At 58.6% G+C, this 18,756-nt stretch carries 22 protein-coding genes; 9 read left to right on the top strand and 13 right to left on the bottom strand.

All coding sequences use genetic code 11. The features are described from left to right. Window positions 1–4: 4 nt before the first annotated feature. The 5 genes from ACR0JG_RS11990 (at window position 5) to ACR0JG_RS11970 (ending at window position 4,987) form a co-directional block, all read left to right on the top strand. Window positions 5–1,051, top strand: a complete 1,047-nt coding sequence (locus ACR0JG_RS11990) for a methyltransferase domain-containing protein (RefSeq protein ID WP_170396793.1) — start codon at window positions 5–7, stop codon at window positions 1,049–1,051. 80 nt (window positions 1,052–1,131) lie between these two features. After that, window positions 1,132–2,217, top strand: a complete 1,086-nt coding sequence (locus ACR0JG_RS11985) for an ABC transporter ATP-binding protein (RefSeq protein ID WP_480561416.1) — start codon at window positions 1,132–1,134, stop codon at window positions 2,215–2,217. A gap of 118 nt (window positions 2,218–2,335) precedes the next feature. After that, the gene (gene surE / locus ACR0JG_RS11980) at window positions 2,336–3,118 is read left to right on the top strand and encodes a 5'/3'-nucleotidase SurE (protein ID WP_170406170.1); all 783 of its coding nucleotides are present in this window, start codon (window positions 2,336–2,338) and stop codon (window positions 3,116–3,118) included. Beyond that, window positions 3,115–3,765 (top strand): protein-L-isoaspartate(D-aspartate) O-methyltransferase, encoded by a 651-nt coding sequence (locus tag ACR0JG_RS11975; protein ID WP_170396799.1) that lies wholly within the window; start codon window positions 3,115–3,117, stop codon window positions 3,763–3,765. Before surE ends, ACR0JG_RS11975 begins: the two co-directional genes overlap by 4 nt. Window positions 3,766–3,823: 58 nt before the next feature. Further along, window positions 3,824–4,987 (top strand): peptidoglycan DD-metalloendopeptidase family protein, encoded by a 1,164-nt coding sequence (locus ACR0JG_RS11970; protein ID WP_480569974.1) that lies wholly within the window; start codon window positions 3,824–3,826, stop codon window positions 4,985–4,987. 63 nt (window positions 4,988–5,050) lie between these two features. On the opposite strand, the gene ACR0JG_RS11965 is transcribed toward ACR0JG_RS11970, so the two are convergent. Together ACR0JG_RS11965 and ACR0JG_RS11960 are read right to left on the bottom strand one after the other, a co-directional pair. Then, on the bottom strand, window positions 5,051–5,722 hold the full coding sequence (locus tag ACR0JG_RS11965) for a helix-turn-helix transcriptional regulator (RefSeq protein ID WP_480569971.1): 672 nt from the start codon (window positions 5,720–5,722) through the stop codon (window positions 5,051–5,053). 21 nt (window positions 5,723–5,743) lie between these two features. Further along, complete coding sequence (locus ACR0JG_RS11960) at window positions 5,744–6,049, bottom strand: hypothetical protein (protein ID WP_170406158.1); 306 nt, start codon at window positions 6,047–6,049, stop codon at window positions 5,744–5,746. Between the two features lie 218 nt (window positions 6,050–6,267). Between ACR0JG_RS11960 and ACR0JG_RS11955 the strand changes: the two genes are divergently transcribed. The 4 genes from ACR0JG_RS11955 (at window position 6,268) to ACR0JG_RS11940 (ending at window position 8,781) form a co-directional block, all read left to right on the top strand. Continuing rightward, complete coding sequence (locus tag ACR0JG_RS11955; protein ID WP_010440381.1) at window positions 6,268–6,483, top strand: twin-arginine translocase TatA/TatE family subunit; 216 nt, start codon at window positions 6,268–6,270, stop codon at window positions 6,481–6,483. A gap of 6 nt (window positions 6,484–6,489) precedes the next feature. After that, complete coding sequence (gene tatB / locus ACR0JG_RS11950) at window positions 6,490–6,948, top strand: Sec-independent protein translocase protein TatB (RefSeq protein ID WP_480569967.1); 459 nt, start codon at window positions 6,490–6,492, stop codon at window positions 6,946–6,948. After that, window positions 6,945–7,823 (top strand): twin-arginine translocase subunit TatC, encoded by an 879-nt coding sequence (tatC, locus tag ACR0JG_RS11945; RefSeq protein WP_170396809.1) that lies wholly within the window; start codon window positions 6,945–6,947, stop codon window positions 7,821–7,823. The genes tatB and tatC overlap by 4 nt, the downstream gene beginning before the upstream one ends. Before the next feature lie 115 nt (window positions 7,824–7,938). Next, entirely contained in the window at window positions 7,939–8,781 is an 843-nt protein-coding gene (locus ACR0JG_RS11940) for an ATP-binding protein (RefSeq protein ID WP_480571095.1), read from the top strand. A gap of 61 nt (window positions 8,782–8,842) precedes the next feature. Here the strand turns inward: ACR0JG_RS11940 and ACR0JG_RS11935 are convergent, their stop codons facing one another. The 11 genes from ACR0JG_RS11935 to alr form a co-directional block, all read right to left on the bottom strand. Then, complete coding sequence (locus ACR0JG_RS11935) at window positions 8,843–9,487, bottom strand: SDR family NAD(P)-dependent oxidoreductase (RefSeq protein WP_480569964.1); 645 nt, start codon at window positions 9,485–9,487, stop codon at window positions 8,843–8,845. Between the two features lie 42 nt (window positions 9,488–9,529). Then, on the bottom strand, window positions 9,530–9,832 hold the full coding sequence (pilP, locus tag ACR0JG_RS11930) for a type IV pilus biogenesis protein PilP (RefSeq protein ID WP_480569961.1): 303 nt from the start codon (window positions 9,830–9,832) through the stop codon (window positions 9,530–9,532). A 184-nt stretch (window positions 9,833–10,016) separates the two neighbouring features. Beyond that, window positions 10,017–11,537, bottom strand: a complete 1,521-nt coding sequence (gene purF / locus ACR0JG_RS11925) for an amidophosphoribosyltransferase (protein ID WP_170396815.1) — start codon at window positions 11,535–11,537, stop codon at window positions 10,017–10,019. Between the two features lie 16 nt (window positions 11,538–11,553). Next, window positions 11,554–11,709 carry a hypothetical protein gene (locus ACR0JG_RS11920; RefSeq protein WP_170396817.1) on the bottom strand — a complete coding sequence of 52 codons (156 nt, stop codon included), beginning with the start codon at window positions 11,707–11,709 and terminating at the stop codon, window positions 11,554–11,556. 471 nt (window positions 11,710–12,180) lie between these two features. Next, a complete protein-coding gene (locus ACR0JG_RS11915; RefSeq protein WP_170595435.1) occupies window positions 12,181–12,753 on the bottom strand; it encodes a CvpA family protein in 573 nt (190 codons plus the stop codon). A gap of 40 nt (window positions 12,754–12,793) precedes the next feature. Further along, window positions 12,794–14,158 carry a DNA repair protein RadA gene (radA, locus tag ACR0JG_RS11910; protein ID WP_170396821.1) on the bottom strand — a complete coding sequence of 455 codons (1,365 nt, stop codon included), beginning with the start codon at window positions 14,156–14,158 and terminating at the stop codon, window positions 12,794–12,796. A gap of 121 nt (window positions 14,159–14,279) precedes the next feature. Next, complete coding sequence (locus ACR0JG_RS11905) at window positions 14,280–15,056, bottom strand: DNA repair protein (RefSeq protein ID WP_170421961.1); 777 nt, start codon at window positions 15,054–15,056, stop codon at window positions 14,280–14,282. Between the two features lie 148 nt (window positions 15,057–15,204). Then, window positions 15,205–15,657 (bottom strand): paraquat-inducible protein A, encoded by a 453-nt coding sequence (locus tag ACR0JG_RS11900; protein WP_170465294.1) that lies wholly within the window; start codon window positions 15,655–15,657, stop codon window positions 15,205–15,207. Window positions 15,658–16,192: 535 nt separating this feature from the next. Then, entirely contained in the window at window positions 16,193–16,939 is a 747-nt protein-coding gene (locus ACR0JG_RS11895; RefSeq protein WP_480569958.1) for an ABC transporter ATP-binding protein, read from the bottom strand. Beyond that, on the bottom strand, window positions 16,936–17,718 hold the full coding sequence (locus tag ACR0JG_RS11890; protein WP_480569955.1) for an MlaE family ABC transporter permease: 783 nt from the start codon (window positions 17,716–17,718) through the stop codon (window positions 16,936–16,938). The genes ACR0JG_RS11895 and ACR0JG_RS11890 overlap by 4 nt, the downstream gene beginning before the upstream one ends. After that, window positions 17,715–18,749 (bottom strand): alanine racemase, encoded by a 1,035-nt coding sequence (gene alr / locus ACR0JG_RS11885; RefSeq protein WP_480569952.1) that lies wholly within the window; start codon window positions 18,747–18,749, stop codon window positions 17,715–17,717. The genes ACR0JG_RS11890 and alr overlap by 4 nt, the downstream gene beginning before the upstream one ends. Window positions 18,750–18,756: the final 7 nt, after the last annotated feature.

Below are 18,756 nucleotides of genomic sequence, written 5' to 3'. Positions count from 1 at the left end.
CCCGATGAAGCACGAGGCTGTGCAGAACTACTATGGTGAGGTGTTGCAAGGCAGCGCGGATTTGCAAACAAATGCCTGCTGTACTCCGGATGATATGCCGGATCACTTCAAGAAAATTCTGTCGCAAATTCATGATGATGTGCTGACACGTTACTATGGATGCGGGCTGATTGCTCCGTTGGATCTGGTGGGAATGCGTATCCTGGATCTGGGCTGTGGTGCGGGGCGCGATGTGTATGCTTTATCCGCGATGGTCGGTGAAAAGGGCCGTGTCGTCGGCGTTGACATGACGCCTGAGCAGCTCGACGTGGCGCGTGCGCATCAGGACTATCACGCGATGGCATTCGGACATTCGGCCAGCAATGTCGAGTTTCACCACGGCTATATCGAAAAGCTGGATGAGCTGGACCTCGAACTGGGATCGTTCGATATCATCGTCTCAAACTGCGTGATCAATCTGGCGACCGACAAGGCTGCTGTGCTGCGCGGTGCGCATCGGCTGCTGAAAGAGGGTGGCGAGATGTATTTCTCGGACGTCTATGCCGACCGCCGGGTGCCCAAGGCGATGGCCGAGGATGAGATCCTGTATGGCGAATGCCTGTCGGGTGCGCTCTATTGGAACGATTTTCTGTCGATGTCGCGTGCTGCCGGATTTGGCGATCCCCGTCGGGTGACGCATCGGCCTTTGACCATCGAAAACCCAATTCTTGAAGAACGGGTCGCACCGCTGAGCTTTATCTCGGCCACCTACCGTCTTTTCAAGCTGCCGGAGTTGGAGCCTGCGTGCGAGGATTACGGTCAGGCTGTGATCTACAAGGGCACAGTGCCGCATGCGCCGCATGAATTTGTACTGGATGACCACCATACGATCGAGGCCGGCAAAGTATTCCCGGTCTGTGGCAACACATGGATGATGTTGCAAGACACCCGTTTTGCACGGCATTTTGAGTTCATCGGCGATTTTTCGACCCATTACGGGATATTCGAAGGCTGCGGCGGGGATAGCCCGTTTGTTGTACAGGGCGAAGCTGCCTCGACCGGGTGCTGCTGATCCCTTGCGCCTAATGGGCGGGGTTGTTATCCCCGCCTAAGCCCGATGGATTTGATCGGGAAAGGCAATGGGGTCCATCGGTGACAGTGACGACAACTCCTCCTCGATTGGAAATCCGCAATCTGATTGCGCGCTTTGGCGGGCGGACGGTCGTGGATGATGTATCGTTGACCGTGCACGCGGGGCAGGTGACTTGCCTGCTGGGGCCTTCGGGCTGCGGAAAGTCGACCACCTTGCGGATGATCGCGGGGGTCGAAATGCAGACCTCGGGCGAGATTTACGTCGATGGTAAGCTGATCTGTGACACGGTATTCCGCGTACCGCCCGAACGGCGCGAGATTGGGCTGATGTTTCAGGATTTTGCGCTGTTTCCACATCTCAGCGTAGCGGATAACGTCGCGTTCGGCCTGAAAGACAGCAAAGAGCAGAAACGCGCGCGGGTCGAGGAACTGCTGACCAAGGTCGATCTGATGCGGTTCATCGATGGATTTCCGCATCAGTTATCTGGGGGTGAGCAGCAGCGGGTTGCTCTGGCGCGTGCGTTGGCCCCACGCCCGCGGATCATGCTGATGGATGAGCCGTTCTCGGGCCTCGATAACCGTCTGCGCGACGGCATTCGGGACGAAACGCTCGCAGTCCTCAAAGAAGAGGACGCTGCTGTTCTGTTGGTCACGCATGAGCCGGACGAGGCGATGCGAATGGCTGATGAAATCGCGCTGATGCGGCGCGGCAAGATTGTGCAGCAGGGGGCGCCATACAATGTCTATACCCGGCCTGCAGACAAGGCAGCAGTTTCGTTTTTTAGTGATATCAATGTGTTGAAGGCTCAAGTTAATGGTGCGTTGGCGCATACTCCGTTTGGCCGTTTTCTTGCGCCCGGTGTGCCGGACGCGACCGATGTTGAAATCGTGTTTCGACCCCAGCACGTCAAGCTGGACTTCGACCGCAATGGCAAAGGGCCTGCGCCGACGCCGACAGACGGCATTGCCGCCCGAGGCGTGGTTGAGCGTGCTCGGTTTTTGGGAAATGAAAGCCTTGTCGAGTTTCGCATGGACTATGATGGCTCGATCCTGAAGGCGACGGTCCCGAACGTCTTTGTGCCCAAAGAGGGCCGTGTCATGTGGCTGACCATTCGCCGCGACCGGTGTTTTGTGTTCCCGGCCTGACGCTCAAATCCTGCATTTTCATCCAAGTGGTGCGTGAAAGCCTCAGATTGCGCATGTGCATTGCTTGTCGCAGCGCTGAGGCGGGTCTATCAAGGGCAAAACGAGGGGTGGACCGGGCATGCGAATTCTTCTGACCAATGATGACGGCATCAATGCGCCGGGACTGATTGTGCTTGAAGCGATCGCGGCTGAACTGGCCGGTCCCGATGGCGAGGTCTGGGTCGTCGCGCCTGCCTTTGAACAGTCAGGCGTGGGCCATTGCATTAGCTATACCCACCCAATGATGGTCGCCAAACTGGGTGAGCGTCGCTATGCCGCCGAAGGGTCTCCGGCGGATTGCGTGTTGGCCGGTTTGCACGACGTTATGAAGGACGCCCCGCCCGATCTGGTGTTGTCAGGGGTGAACCGGGGCAACAACTCGGCTGAAAACACGCTGTATTCGGGTACAATCGGCGGCGCGATGGAGGCGGCGTTGCAAGGTGTGCCCGCGATTGCCTTGTCTCAGTATTTCGGGCCGCGCAATCTGGGGCTGGACGATCCGTTTGAGGCGGCTGCCAAATTTGGGGCCGATCTGGTGCGCCGCATTCTTGATGCGACACCCGAGCAGCAGGGCGACTATCGTCTGTTCTATAATGTGAATTTCCCTCCGGTTCCCGCAGATGAGGTGCTGGGTACGCGCGTGGCCCCGCAGGGGTACCGGCGCGATACACATTTCTCTGTCGAGCCGCACAGCTCGCCCTCGGGTCGCCGGTTCCTTTGGATTAAGGGCGGGTACCAACATAACCCGACTGCTCCGGGCACGGATGCGGCGGTCAATCTGGAAGGATATATCTCGGTCACTCCGATGCGCGCTGATCTGACAGCATATGACACGCTCGAGGCGCTAAAGGTCATCGAATGACTGAACCAAGCGCAGAAACCATAATGCAGTTCCTGTTTGCCCTGCGCTCGCGCGGGGTGACGGATGCACGTGTACTGGCAGCGATGGAGCAGGTTGACCGGGGGCGGTTTGTCAAAGGCCTGTTCGCGGACCGGGCCTATGAGGACACTCCACTGCCTATTGCCTGTGGACAGACCATCAGCCAGCCTTCGGTTGTGGGGCTGATGACGCAGGCGCTGCAGGTGCGTCCGCGTGATACGGTTCTAGAGGTCGGCACCGGCTCGGGCTATCAGGCGGCGATCCTGTCCAAGCTGGCGCGCCGGGTCTACACGGTTGAGCGGCACAAGAGGCTGGTGCGCGAAACGGGAGAACTGTTCCGTGAGCTGGGGTTGACGAATGTGACCGCGATGCTGTCGGATGGATCATTTGGACTGTCCGAGCAGGCCCCGTTCGACCGTATCATTGTGACCGCGGCCGCCGAAGATCCTCCGGGGCCGCTCTTGGCGCAGTTGAAAATCGGCGGTATCATGGTGTTACCCGTGGGCCAGTCGGACGCGGTGCAGACCCTAATCCGGGTCACGCGCACTGAAACCGGTCTGGACTATGACGAATTGTTGCCGGTCCGTTTTGTGCCCTTGCTTGAGGGGCTGGGAAAAGACGGAGCGTAAAGGTATATTAGAGGCGCCAGAACCCCGGAGAACAGGGGCGGGTGTTGAGGACAGTAAAATGAGAGCAGTTTCCAAATCAGCAATGCGCCGCTATGCGAAAGGTGTTGCCGCGCTGGCAATTTTGGCCGGGTGTGAAGGGCCATATGACTATGACCTGCGCGGCAATGTCGGCGGGTTCTCCACTGCAGATGCCGCCCTTGCAGCGACCGCCAACCGCCCGACGCCGGATGCGCGTGGCGTGATCACCTATCCGAACTATCAGGTCGCGGTAGCCCGCCGTGGGGATACAGTTGGCGATGTCGCCACCCGGATCGGCATGCCGGTGGCCGAATTGGCGCGGTTTAACGGATTGCAGCCAAATGACAGCCTGCGTGACGGTGAAGTTCTGGCCTTGCCGCGCTCGGTCGGTGGGACGAGCAATGTTGATATTGCGACCATTGCCGGAACCGCGATTGACGAGGCACCGGACACAGGATCTGTACAGACATCAACATTGGAGCCCGCGCAACCTGCTGCGGCTCCGGCACCGGTTGCTACGGGGCCTGAGCCGATCCGGCACAAGGTCAAGCGGGGTGAGACAGCCTATACAATTTCGCGGCTCTATCAGGTGCCTGTGGAGTCTCTGGCAGAATGGAACGGTTTGGGACCAGACTTTATGGTGCGCGAAGACCAGTACCTGTTGATCCCGGTCAAGAATCAACCGGCACCTCGGGCAGCGGCGCCGGCCGCCACGGCAACTGCGGTAACCCAACCGGGCGAAGGCTCACCAACTCCTACGCCGCCGAGCGCGACGCAGCCATTGCCGGATGAGAAAGTTGCCGCGGCAACGCCTGCGCCGGATATTACAGCCGAGGCCCCGACCAATTCGGGAAGCTCGGCGCTGGCAAGCCCGGTGAGCGGCACCATCATTCGGACCTACAAGAAGGGTAAGAATGAGGGGATAGATATCGCCGCAGCGCCAGGCGCGTCGGTCAGTGCGGCCGAGGCAGGCACGGTCGCCGCGATCACCGCGGATGCGGATCAGGTTCCGATCATCGTTGTGAAACACAACAATGACTTGCTGACTGTTTATGCCAATGTCGACAATATCACCATCAAGAAAGGTGATCGGGTGCGACGGGGACAAAAGATCGCCTCGCTGCGCGGAGGCGACAATGCATATGTGCACTTCGAAGTGCGCAAAGGGTTCGAGTCGGTTGATCCCGAGCCTTACCTGAAGTGACCGAAATGGCCCGTTCCGGGCCATGCCTCCGGCGGAGGTATTTGGGGCCAGATGAAGGACGGATCACGCATTGGGATCGTAGTCGCTGAGCCTTTTACCCGGTTCGTCGGTAAAGAGTTCCGGTAGAGGCGTGACGTTTTCTATCAGGTCGATGCGGAAGACGCGGAAGTCGTCGCGCAGCTCGCACCAGGCGGTCAGTGTCCAGACACGGCCCCAGTATTCCATATGCAGCGGTCGGATGGTGCGTTCGGTCAGCGCGCTGTCAATGCGACGGTAGCTGAGCTGCAATTTCTGGCGCGATTTGATCGCGGCGCGGATCGGGGCCATATGTGCCATTCCGCGTACGACATCAGCGAAGGGATAGACCGCGAATTTCCAGCTGTCGGCCTCGGCAATGACCTGCGTGGGCAAGACGGCGTCGATTTTCTCGGCCAGAGAGTCCGCGGCGGATTTAAGATCGGGATCGGCGGCCTCGGCAACGATCGCCATGCCGAGGTTCAGAGCCTCAAGCTCGGCGGGTGTCAGGTTTAGCGGGGGCAGCGTGATCTGTTCACGCACCATGTAACCTACGCCGCGTTCGCCTTCTACAGGAACGCCCGAGGCCACCAACGTGTCCATATCGCGATAGATCGTACGGACCGACACCTCAAGTCGGTCCGCGATGTCCTGCGCGCGGTGCAAGTTACCATCGCGCAGGATCTGTATGATGTCGAACAGGCGGTCAGTGCGGCGCATGACACGCCGTCTGAGCCGCCCTTAGGCGGTCATGTTCCATAGCACGGTCTCGTGACGCATCTGGGCGCTGTCGGGGTTGATTGCCGCCATCAGAGCGGGTGCAAAATCCTGTTGCATGAATGCAGCAGCGGCATCCTTTGCGGATTTCATATCGGTCCAGACGACATAGTCGGTCCAGCGGCCATCTTCGCCATGGCTTAGCTGGCGGTGGGTAAAGCCGGGAGCCGCACGGACGAAGGCTTCGGAGGCTTGGCTTAGCCTGACGAACTGTTCGGGCTTTGTGCCGTCGGCAAGGGTAAAGGTGACGATTTCTGCGACATGGGTCATGTGGTTCTCCGTAGACCAGGTTTCGATATCGTCCTTCTAGGTGATATCAACTGACATAAACCTGTCAGTTGAGAAATGCGAGTCCGCAAAAAACGCATGATCCGTTCAATTTTGCGCGCGGATTTGATCTGTCGCACTTTTGCTGATGCCCGTACGGGCGTAGACACGGGGCCAGACATATTCACGGCGCGCTGCGCCGACGTAGAAGGAGACAAGTCATGCTCAACAATATTGGCCTTCCGGGTATCCTGCTGATTGCTGTTGTGGTTCTCGTCCTGTTTGGACGCGGCAAGATCAGTTCGCTGATGGGTGAAGTGGGTAAAGGCATTACCTCGTTCAAAAAAGGCATCAAGGAAGGTTCGGAAGAGCTGGAACAAGACGCGTCTGAGCTGGCCAAAGACGTCACGCCTGAGACTGACAAAGACAAGGTCTGAGCCTAGATGTTTGATCTGGGCTGGACCGAGCTTCTGGTCATCGGCATCGTCGCGTTGATCGTGGTGGGGCCAAAGGACCTGCCTGTGCTGTTCCGCAATGTCGGACGGTTCGTCGGAAAGGCGCGCGGCATGGCGCGCGAATTCAGCACTGCAATGAACGAGGCTGCGGACGAAGCAGGCGTCAATGAGATCAAGAAGGGCCTGAACGCGGCGACCAACCCGGTTAGTACAGCGATGGACGGGATCAACGAAGCCGCGCGCGACGTGGCCAAATCCATCGACCCAACCAAGTTCGACCCTGACAGCGAGACCGGCAAGCTGGCCACCGAGCGAGCAGAGCAAGCCAAGAAGATCCAAGCCACAACGGCCCGCGCTGCCGCTGAACGCAAGGCCAAGGAAGCCGCGGATGCGCTGGCCAAGGCGGAAGAGGCCGAAGCAGCGCTGAATACCGAAAGCAAAACATGACCAAGACCGACGAGATCGAGGACAGCTCGGCACCCCTGATCGAGCACCTGGCCGAGCTACGTACGCGGCTGATCCACTGCGTTGTGGCGTTTCTGATCGGTATGATCATCTGTTTCACCGTGGCCACGCCACTGTTCAACTTCCTCACGCAACCGCTATGTGAGGTGCTGACCGAGCGTGGACAGGATTGCGGGCTGATCTTCATCTCGCCGCAGGAAGGGTTCTTTGTAGCGATCAAAGTTTCGCTGCTGGGCGGGTTCATTCTGGCCTTTCCCTATATCGGGATGCAGATGTGGAGGTTCGTGGCGCCGGGCCTGTATAAATCGGAAAAGAACGCGTTTCTGCCGTTCATGCTGGCCTCTCCCTTCATGTTCCTGCTGGGCGCAAGCTTCGCTTTTTATGTGGTCACGCCATTGGCCTATGACTTCTTCCTCGGTTTCCAGCAATTTGGAGCGGAAGGGGAAGCTGTAGCAGAAGGCGCAACCGCACCTTTGAGCGTGGTGTTTCAGGGTTCGGCGCAGGAATATCTCAACCTGACCATCAAGTTCATCGTTGCCTTTGGCCTGTGCTTTCAATTGCCCGTATTGCTGACACTGATGGGTAAGGCTGGACTTGTCAGTGCCGAAGGTCTGGGGGCAGTGCGAAAATATGCGGTGGTAGGCATTCTGGTGTTGGCTGCGATTGTCACACCGCCGGACGTGATCACCCAGATCATCCTTTTTGTCGTAGTTTACGGGCTCTATGAAATTTCAATATTCCTGGTCGCCCGTGTCGAGAAGAAGCGCGAAGAACAGTTGCGCGCCGATGGATACTACGACGATGAAGAGGCCGAAGCCGACGCAGACGTGATGCAGGATTACGAAGAGAACAAGTAACCTGTTCCAATAGCTTTAAAGGCGCGCCCAAGGTAGGCGCGCCTTTTTCAATTGCTACTCTTGTTGTGTTGATCGGAACATGGTTGAACTCCGCCAGAACATCCCGGAGGAGCCGATGGACGACCAAGCCCTGAATCGCATTGCGGACGCGTTGGAACGCATGGCGCCCGCGCCGCTGGCGACACCTGATTTCAACGCGGCCCCGGCTTTCGTCTGGCATGTCGAGCCTGACCGGCTGGAACCCGTCACACAGGTCAATCGGGTCGACCTTGATCTATTGGTGGGGATCAACCGCTCCCGCGATACGTTGCTGGACAACACGCGCCGCTTTGCTGCGGGTTACAAGGCTAATAACGCGCTCTTGTGGGGCGCGCGCGGAATGGGGAAATCCAGCCTCGTCAAAGCGGTGCACGGTACGTTGCAGGATGAGCATCCTGACCTGAAACTGGTCGAATTGCAGCGCGAGGATATGGGCTCGGTCGCGCGTTTGCTGAACCACCTGCGTGCCGCGCCGCACAGGTTCATCCTGTTTTGCGATGATTTGTCGTTCAGCCACGATGATCAGCATTACAAATCGCTCAAGGCCGTGCTGGACGGCGGTATCGAAGGTCGCCCGGAAAACGTTGTGTTCTACGCCACATCAAACCGCCGCCACCTGATGCCGCGCGACATGATCGAAAACGAACGCTCCAGCGCCATTAATCCGTCCGAGGCGGTCGAGGAGAAGGTCTCACTCTCTGACCGTTTCGGCCTGTGGCTGGGGTTCCACCCCTGCGATCAGGACGAATATCTAGCGATGATCGATCGCTACTGCGCCGCTCATGGCGTCAAGGTTGATCCCGAAACTCTGCGCGCCGAAGCCATCGAGTGGCAAACCACCCGGGGGGCGCGCTCGGGCCGCGTCGCCTGGCAATTCTTCGTCGACCTCGCCGGGCGAAACGGCGTCCATATCGGTTAGTCCGCCCGCTTCATCTGGCCAGAAATACCTCCGCCGGAGGCATGGCCCGTCAGGGCCATTCTCACAACAGTGCTATAATCCGCGCCGCCTCATCCGCAGTGCTGGTTAATACATCCCGATCCTCACCGGGATGGAAACGCGCACGTACGGCGGTCGGCATCGGTACAGGCACAACAATCGACACGCGCGGTCCCGTCCGCGCGGTCTCGGTCGCCCAACTGCGAGCCAGCGCCATCTGCGCCGCTTTGGTGGCGCCGTAGATGCCATAGAACTTCTCGCCTGCCTTCGGGTCATCGAAGAACACGGCATGGCCAGTTTCGCCCAACAAAGGCGCGACATACGGGATCAGAACCGAGGTGGCGTTTGCATTGATGCTGACTGCCTTGTTCCATTCCTTCGGATCAACGAAATGCACTGGCGTCAGGGCTGAGGTATGGATTGCAGTATGCAACCACAAATCGATCTTGCCCCAGCGATCGTGAATGCCCCGGCACAGGGTCGCCATCGCATTGGGATCGGTGATGTCCATGGGGGCCAGAGTGGCCGAGCCACCCTTTGCCTGGATGCGGTCATCCAGCTCTTCCAGCCCGCCCTGAGTGCGAGCGACAGCGACGATGTGATAGTCGGGGGCCAGCGCTTCGGCCAGCGCCGCGCCCAACCCGCGAGAAGCCCCGGTGATAAGGGCGATTTTGGTCTGATCGGTCATGAGGGGGGTTTGAACCTGCACGCGCAGGGCGTCAAGTCAGGATCAGCTGCCGGGGATGTCGATCCGGCGGTTCTGGCCGCTTTGTCGCAGCACAACGCCATTTTCATCAATGGCGACGACCTTACCCGGGCCGACACGACTGCCGGGTTTCACTTTCTTAATGCGCCCCGACGACATGCGGACTAGGGCTTGTAGGTCCGCGTTGGGCCCAAAAATGCCCAATACCGAGACCGCGTTCTTCTTGAGCGCCCCCGCCTGTGTGGCGGCGCTTTTCACCGTTGCGTTTGCCATGATCTGTGGCCGAGCTGCGCGCCCGGACCCCGTTTTGTGAGTGGTTTTCGGCATCCGGGTAACACGGGATTTGCCGGACCAAAAGGCCGGCAGCACTCGGTTGGAAGCGGTTCGAATGCCGCATACCGAACCCTTTGCAAAGGCAGCCTGTTCAGCAATAGGTTGTCGGCGGATTCTGACCTATGGCCGCTAGCGCAAGTCTCTTGGCCGGCGCCTCAGGACAAAGCGATTCGCCCGATCACCCCGAGGCAAGTTTCGCCGCGTTCCACGAACTGCCGACCACCTGCATATCCTCACGCTTTTTGCTGACCCGACTGCTGTTTTCCAGACTGCCCAGATATTCCTCGTCGACGCCGGTGACGTAGTTGCCGTCAAAGCAGGAACAGTCAAAGGCTTCGATCTCGGGGTTGCCTTCCTTGGCAGCCCAGATCAGATCGTCGAGATGTTGGTAGAACAGCGCATCCGCACCCAGTTCTTCGCGAATCTCCTCGATCTCTTTGCCATTCGCGACAAGCTCGTGTCGGGTGGGCATATCGATGCCATAGACATTGGGGTATTTCACCGGGGGCGAGGCGCTGGCGATATAGACCTTTTTTGCCCCGGCCTCACGGCACATCTGGACGATCTTTTTGATTGTATTGCCGCGCACGATCGAATCGTCGATCAGCAGTACGTTATGACCGTCAAACTCCAAAGGCACCGCGTTCAGTTTGCGACGCACGGATTTCTGCCGTTCTTCCTGGCCCGGCATGATGAAGGTGCGGCCAACATAACGGTTCTTCACAAGCCCCTCGCGATAGGGAATGCCTGTGATCTTTGCGGCCTCAAGCGCGACAGGGCGGGCGCTATCTGGCACAGGGATGATCCGGTCGATCTCAAGTCCCGAGTCCTGAATTTGCTTGGCCAGCGTCTGCCCCATGCGCATCTGGGTTTTGTAAACCGACACCCCATCCAGCAGCGAATCCGGTCGGGCCAGATAGACATACTCGAAGATGCAGGGTGTCAGTTTACCTTCAACGGCCTGGAACTCGTGCATATTGCCGTCGAGGTCGATAAGGATCGCCTCGCCGGGACCTAGGTCGCGCAGCTTGTCAAAACCGTTGATGCCGAATGCCACATCTTCGGACGCAAAGGCATAATCATCGCCGTCACCAGTTGCGGCACGCTTGGCAACAGACAAAGGTCGGATGCCGTAAGGATCGCGGAAGGCCAGCATCCCGACGCCCGCGACGAGGCAGATCACCGAATACGCCCCCTGAACCCGCTCCATCGTCATTTTGACACCGGCAAACAGGTTGCGGATCGGATCAGCATTACCATTGACCTTGATCGCATCCGCGACCTTGTCGGCCAGTACGTTCAGAAGGACCTCTGAATCCGAAGTTGTGCGCAGGTGACGGCTGTATTTGGCAGTTACCTTTTCACGCTGTTCTTCAGTATTGGTGATGTTGCCGTTGTGAACCAGATAGATGCCATAAGGCGCGTTCACGAAAAATGGTTGCGCCTCGGCCGCGCTGAGCGAGCCAGCGGTTGGATAGCGAACATGGCCCATGCCGACCTTTCCCAACAGGGTTTCGGCGTCACTGGCATTGAACACGTCTTTGACGAGACCATTTGCTTTCTTCTCACGGAAGAACTCGCCGTTGTAGGTGACGATCCCCGAAGCGTCCTGACCTCGGTGCTGAAGCATCAGCAAGCCGTCATAGATTTCCGCAAAGACATCATGTGTCCGGCTTGCGATCCCCAAAATCCCACACATACACGGGCTCCAATTTCTATGACTTGCTTAGGATGGCGTTCAGGTCGGATCGGGTGCGGACGGGTATCTGAATGGTGTGTTTTGGTCCGTTTGCACGGGACTCAGGCACAAGCACGAAAGCGGCTAGCGCATAAGAAAACAGATACAGCAAGGTCGGCAGCTCCGATTCCATGTCGGTATGGCCTCCACATAATGCCAAACGATGCGTGTGTCATCAAAGGATCACATTCGCGATTTGACGCAGGTGCGAATTGTACACGCCGCGGGTTTAGGATGACAAATGTACAGACCTATGCTGTCATATCATTACGAAGGTTTTTTGCATGCAGTCCGGCAATACCTGGTGGAGCAGACGCCATGTGGCAACACAAGCAAAACACACCGAAGGACAAACCTGTCAAGCGGCGTTGCCACCGATGTCGTGGGGCAGGGCGCGCACCCTGCGAGATCTGCAAGGGAACCGGTGAAGTGATCAAGAGCCGAGACCAGTATGGCAAGCCGATCTCAAGCCGATGTGACGGATGCTTTGGCCTGAAGACCATCCGTTGCAATATTTGTGGTGGCGAAGGGTTTATCTGATTTTTCCGAACCAAACGCAAAAAAGCCCGGCTGAAACCGGGCTTCTCGTTGGAATTTGGTTTGATTAACCCTCAGAGGCGTTGTCGGCGGTGCAGCTTGCGACCAGCTCTTCGTACTGGGCGGTAACCCAACCCAACGCCGCCTCGGGGTTTTGTTCCTCGATCCTGCTGCTGAACTGTTCGAACACCTTGGCCGAGCGGCTTTCATCGACCATCGTGTAGGATTGACCGGTCATCACGGTGTCGTAGACGAAGAACGCAATCGCAACCAGCAATATGCCGCGTGCGATTCCAAAGAAGAAGCCAAGCGCCTGATCCAAGCCGCCAAGCGCAGAACGCTGCACCAGTGAAGAGAATAGCGGCGTGAAGATGCTGACCACGATCAGTGCAATGGCGAAGACGGCGGCAAAGCCGGTAATCACCGAAAGCTCACAGCTGTCGCGCAGGAATTCACCGACCACTGGCACTTCTTTGACCAGCGGCACAGCCTGCGGCGCAAAGATGAATGCTAGAACTGCCGCGGCGACCCAACCTGCGATGGCCAAAACCTCGCGCATGAAACCGCGCGAATAGGCCAGCAAGCCCGACAGCACGATGATCAGGGCCACAACCCCGTCAATTATTGTAAAACCTTCCATGGCCCTCGCCTGTTCGTTTTCTGCCCCTCAAGGCGCGACTTTACCCTGCTCCGAAGGTTTCGCCAACAAACCCCACCAAATCAGAGGGTCGGGTGAGTGTCAGACCTGCCACAGTGCCAGTTTTGCCACCTGCCGGAGCAATTGCCGCTGTGAAACCAAGTTTTTGCGCTTCTTTCAACCTGTTTTCGGTCTGCGGGGCTGGTCTAAGTGCCCCGGATAGCGAGATTTCTCCGAAAACGACCGTATCGGCAGGCAGGGCGGTGTCTTCACGAGCGCTGAGCAGTGCAGCAGCAACGGCGAGGTCAGCGGCGGGTTCGCTGACTTTCAGCCCTCCGGCGACGTTCAGATAGACATCGAGCCCGGCAAAGGGGATGCCGCAGCGGGCTTCGAGTACTGCAAGGATCATGGCGAGCCGCCCGCTATCCCAGCCAACGACCGTGCGTCGGGGCTGCGAATGGGGCGAGGGCGCAACCAGTGCTTGCAATTCGACCAGCACGGGGCGGGTGCCTTCGATACCTGCGAATACGGCGGAACCTGGGCTGGGCTTACCGCGTTCCGATAGGAACAGGGCCGAGGGGTTGGTGACTTGCGCCAGCCCTTTGCCGGTCATTTCGAAGACGCCAATCTCATCCGCTGGGCCAAAGCGGTTCTTAACGGCGCGCAGGATGCGGAACTGGTGCCCGCGTTCGCCTTCGAAGTAAAGCACGGTGTCGACCATATGTTCGACTACACGGGGTCCAGCGATCTGGCCTTCTTTGGTGACGTGGCCAACCATGATGATCGATACGCCGTGGCGTTTTGCAAATGTCGTCAGCTCATGCGCTGCGGCGCGCACCTGCGACACCGAGCCCGGCGCGCTGTCGACATTGTCGGCCCACATCGTCTGGATCGAGTCGATGATGGCGAGGCCGGGTTTTTCTGCCTCTAGCGTCGTGAGGATGTCCCGAAGGTTGGTTTCAGCGGCCAATTGCACCGGCGACTCTTCCAGACCTAACCGGCGCGCGCGCATCCTAACCTGTGCGCTGGCCTCCTCGCCCGAGACGTAGATGGTTTTGACACCTTTGCGGGCAAAACGTGCTGCAGCTTGCAGTAAGAGGGTCGATTTGCCAATACCGGGGTCACCGCCCACCAGCAGCGCCGATGCAGGGACAAGGCCGCCGCCGAGGACACGGTCCAATTCTTCAACACCGCAGAGGGTGCGGGGCGGGGGTGTTTCTTCGGTCGAGAGGTCGGTGAGCGCGATTGACTGTCCGCGTTTACCGCCGAGGGATTTCTTGGCTGGTCCTGCCGAAAGCGGCGCTTCCTGAACGATAGTGTTCCATTCGCCGCACGCATCGCAGCGGCCCGACCATCTGGTGTGAGAGGCTCCGCAGGCCGAGCAGGAGAAGGAGTGTGTCTTTGCCATGTCGCCCTTGGTGCCCGAGGAAAGGCGGTTCTTCAAGCCCTTGCGGGCTTTCCTCACCGCCGGTGGCGCGCCGCGTCCTCAGGCCCTTCGGGCCATCGTCCGCTGCGGGCGCTAGACGCGCCTATTCCGCGGCACGCGGCGGGGTCATCGCAACCACGCTGCCTGGTGTTTGATCGTCCGTGGGGGATTGCAATTGCGCCGACAGTTCCGGAAGCAGATCGAACAGCTCATCCCTGAGGCGCGCGAGTTGCGATTTGGCGATGGATTCCTCGATCTCGATGTCTCGGGTCCATTGGCGCAGCTCGTGCTGGATGATTTGGGCTTCCTCGATGCGCTGCTGGAATTGTTCGACCTCTTCCTGACGTTGCCGCAGGAAGGCACGGGCGCGTTCGACCTTTGTGTCCCCATAGGTCTCGGCCAGTTCCTGACTGATCTGGCTCATCTGAGCAGCCAGTTCCAGCACCTGCGGTTCGAGCCCCTGCAAATCGGGGTGATCGCGCAGGAAGGCCATGCGCTCTTTCACCGCGTCGAATTCGGAGGCCAGCGCAAAGGCGCCGCTGCGGTCGGCGGCATGGGCGACCTGATAGGCCCCGGCCACGTCCTGCATATTCATTGTGAACTTACGATGGGTGTTTTCAAGCGCCATCATGCGGGCGTTCGATGGCAGATAGAAGACCAGCATCAGGATCAGGGCGGTCAATCCGGCCTGAACATATACGCCTGCGTCAATCGTTGCACCGTTGCTGAGACCGGCCTGCAACGAGAGCCAGGGCAGGATGCCAATCGCGGATAAAATGGTGGTCGTCACCGCGAACAATGCTGCGGCGCAGATCAGGAAAAAAGTGAGCCTTAATAAGGTATTCTGAAATTGCAATGTTATTGTGTGGAGGGCGGCCATGATCGTCGTTCTCCTTCTTCAACCGGTACAAAAACCGGGCCGAAGCGGAAGGTTAAACAGACGCGAATTGATCCGCTACGGACCCATAAACTACAAAATTTACTGCTCGAAATATAAAGATGATACTCAGAAATCTGTTTTCAATCAATTAGGTCTGAGGTTTTCGTGATCCAAATGTCATCTCTGTAATATGGCCCAGTGCAAGTGAGGCCAGAATGCAGCCGGTGAACAGGTAGAGACCCCATGCGGTTTCGATGGTGGCGTATGAGATGCCTTTGGCCAGCGTGATGTAGAGCGCGATGAGGAAGATATCGGCCATCGCCAGCTTGCCGAGGATGTTGAGCGCGGGCTGGACGCGCGGGTCCAGCAGGTTCCATTGGATCAGCGCGGTGCCGATGGTTTTGACGTAGGGCGCGAAGAGGGCGAAGACGGTAACGATCAACGCGAGGAAGATGTCGGACTTCCACAAGGACTGGAGCCCGGTGATGACGCTGATTTCACTGAGGCCGAAGATCGGGAGGAGACCGGCGCGCATCAGCGGGGCGAACCACGCGATGGGGTAGAGGATCAGGAGGGATAGGGTGGCGAGGCGGAGGATCATGAACAAGAATTTTGATAAGGCAGTTGAATACTTAATGAGTGGAGGTATCTGCGGCAAGTTCTGAGTCGCGGTCGCTTGAGTTGAGTGTAAGTTTAAGTAAGTCCTAAATTAATCAGCTTTAGATTGCAGTGCCTGACCCAATAATAAAGATCGTAAATGGCCCATCCGCATTTAGTAAAGGAACCGTTGCTGCGGGAACTGACGGCTTAAATGCTGTCTTTTCAGCTGCGAGTGCGGCAGCAGACAGGTAGCCGTTTGACCGAGAGCAGCTCTTTGGTGTTTTGCATTTCCGACTTTACGAAACGGATCGCGCACGAAGAAGAGCGGTATGGTTTGGTGGCCGTCTATTCAACAGGTTTTCTGGTGAAGATCCCGGCTACATCCCGGTTTCCGGAACACATCTTCGCCAAGTGTTTGATGCAATACGCATTCAAACCCCCGACTTTGTGATAAGCGCAGGGCAATATCTATTGCGCTATGACTACGCTAAGCGCGCGTATGATCAGTTAAAGCAGGAACGTGAGGCGGAGAGAGCTTAACGCACCGCCTCAATCGGCCCCTCGGCACTCCCGCTGATGAACTGCTCCACATAGGGATCACCTGAGGCGTCCATCTGGCTGACCGGGCCAGTCCACTGGATCACGCCTCCGTGCAGCATGGCTACGTTGTCGGCAATCGCGCGGACCGAGCTCATGTCGTGGGTGATGGTCATCGCGGTGGCGCCCATCTCGGTCACGATTTCTCGGATCAGGTCGTTGATGACGCCGGACATGATGGGGTCGAGGCCGGTGGTGGGCTCGTCGAAGAAAATGATCTCGGGTTCGGCGGCGATGGCGCGGGCGAGGCCGACGCGTTTTTGCATGCCGCCTGACAACTCCGCCGGGAATCGGTCAGCCACGTTGGATTTCAGGCCCACACGGCGCAGTTTCTCGATGGCGGTCTCGCGCGCCTCATCGACTGGGCGTTTCAGCGAGCCGCGCAGCAGGCGGAAGGCGACGTTTTGCCAGACGGGCAGCGAGTCGAACAGCGCCGCGCCCTGAAACAGCATTCCAAAGCGGGCCAGAAACGCATCGCGGTCGCCTTTGGCGGCGTCTTTGCCGTCGACATAGATCATGCCGCTGTCGGGCTTGATCAGGCCGAGGATGCATTTCAGCGCCACGGATTTGCCCGTACCCGAACCACCGATGATGACCATCGAGGTGCCCTGTGGGATATCAAGGTTCATGCCTTGCAAGACGTGGTTGTCGTCAAAGGCCTTATGTACGTTCTCCATTCGGATCATAGCGAGAAGAACACCCCTGTAAGAACGAAATTGGCGGCGAGGATCAGCACAGCAGCAGCCTCGACCGAGCCCTTGGTGGCGCGGCCCACGCCCTGCGCGCCGCGGCCTGAGGACATGCCGTAATAGCAACCCATAATGGCGGCGATCACGCCGAATGCAGCACCTTTGACGAGTGACGAAACGATATCCCGCGCTTCAAGGAAATCGACGGTGTTTTTCAGATAGGCTGCCGGGTTGAAGCCCAGATTTTGCGTCGCGACAGTGTAGCCGCCTGCGATGCCGATGATATCTCCGATCCCGACCAGCGCTGGAACTGTGATCAGGGCGGCCAGCACGCGTGGGGCGGTGAGGTATTTCATCGGATGGGTGGACAATGTGACCAGAGCGTCGATCTGCTCGGTCACTTTCATCGTCGCAATCTCGGCGGCGATCGAAGACGTCACGCGGGCGGCGATCATCAGGCCGACCAGCACCGGGCCAAGCTCTCGCACCATGCCTATGGCGACGATCTGGGGCACAACGGCTTCGGCGTTGAAACGCGCGCCGCCTGCGTAGATCTGCAGCGCCAACGCGCCGCCGGTGAAGATGGCGGTCAGGCCGACCACGGGCAGGGACAACCAGCCGATATTCAGCAGGGCGATGCCGAACTCGCGCGGATAAAACGGTGGTCGAAAAATGTGCGAAACCGCGTCGAGCGCGAACAGCGCGACGCGGCCAAACGCGGCGAGCATGGTCAGGATAGAACGCCCCAGCTCACCCAGCAATGAAACGGGATTCATTCCACGTAGCCCCGCGAAAAGCGACTGCCGAGCGAGGTCAGAATTTCATAGCCGATGGTGCCAGCGGCTTCGGCCAGATCATCGACGGTTTGGTGCCCGTTCAGGATACGCAGGCGATCAGGTTTATACGGCAAGTCAGTCACATCCACGGTGATCAGGTCCATCGAGATACGTCCTACCACCGGGCAGGGCTGATCACCAGCGAATGTATCGATGCCGCCCCCAATGGCGCGATGCAGCCCATCGGCATAACCGGCCGCAACGGTCGCAATCTTCGACGGGCGGCGCGCGCTCCAGCTGTTGCCGTAGCCGACGGTCTCGCCCACGGCGACGTCGCGCACTTGAATCACCGGCATATCGACGGTGACGACCGGCTTGGCCCCGGCAAAGGGCATCCCGCCGTACAGGCCAATCCCTGGGCGGCAAAAGTCAAAGTGGAATTCCGGCCCCATCAGAGTACCACCCGTCGCCGCAAGCGAGCGCGGCGCGTCGACGCCATCGGTCATCTGTTTGAACGTGTTCAACTGTTGGCGGTTCATAGGGTGTTCAGGCTCATCCCCGCAGGCCAAATGCGACATCACGACCAGCGGGTCCAGGGCAAGAGCTTCGTGCCGCAGTTCGGCCCAGTCCGCAGGCTCAAGCCCAAGGCGATTCATACCGCTGTCGAGCTGGATACCAAAGCCATGATCGGGCAGGGCCTGACGATGACGCTTGAATTGTTCGGGCGAGTTGATCAACGGCGTCAGATCATGCTGGCGCAGCAGATCCGTGTCGCCCTCCATATGTCCGGAAAACACCGTAACCAGCGGGCCGGGGCCCACAGCCTCACGCACGGCCACGCCTTCCTCGGCAACGGCGACGAAGAATTTTGCAACGCCTTCCTCAGCTAGCGCAGAGGCGACTGGACCGGCACCTAACCCGTAAGCGTCAGCTTTGACCACTGCGCCGGTCTCAACCTGGGTCTTTGCGTCAAGCGCCTGCCAGTTCTGGGCGAGCGCGTGCAGATTTATCGTCAGATGTGCGGTACTCATAAACGCC

Source organism: Ruegeria sp. AD5, from assembly GCF_056542345.1.
This window is presented reverse-complemented; position numbering and strand designations above follow the sequence as displayed.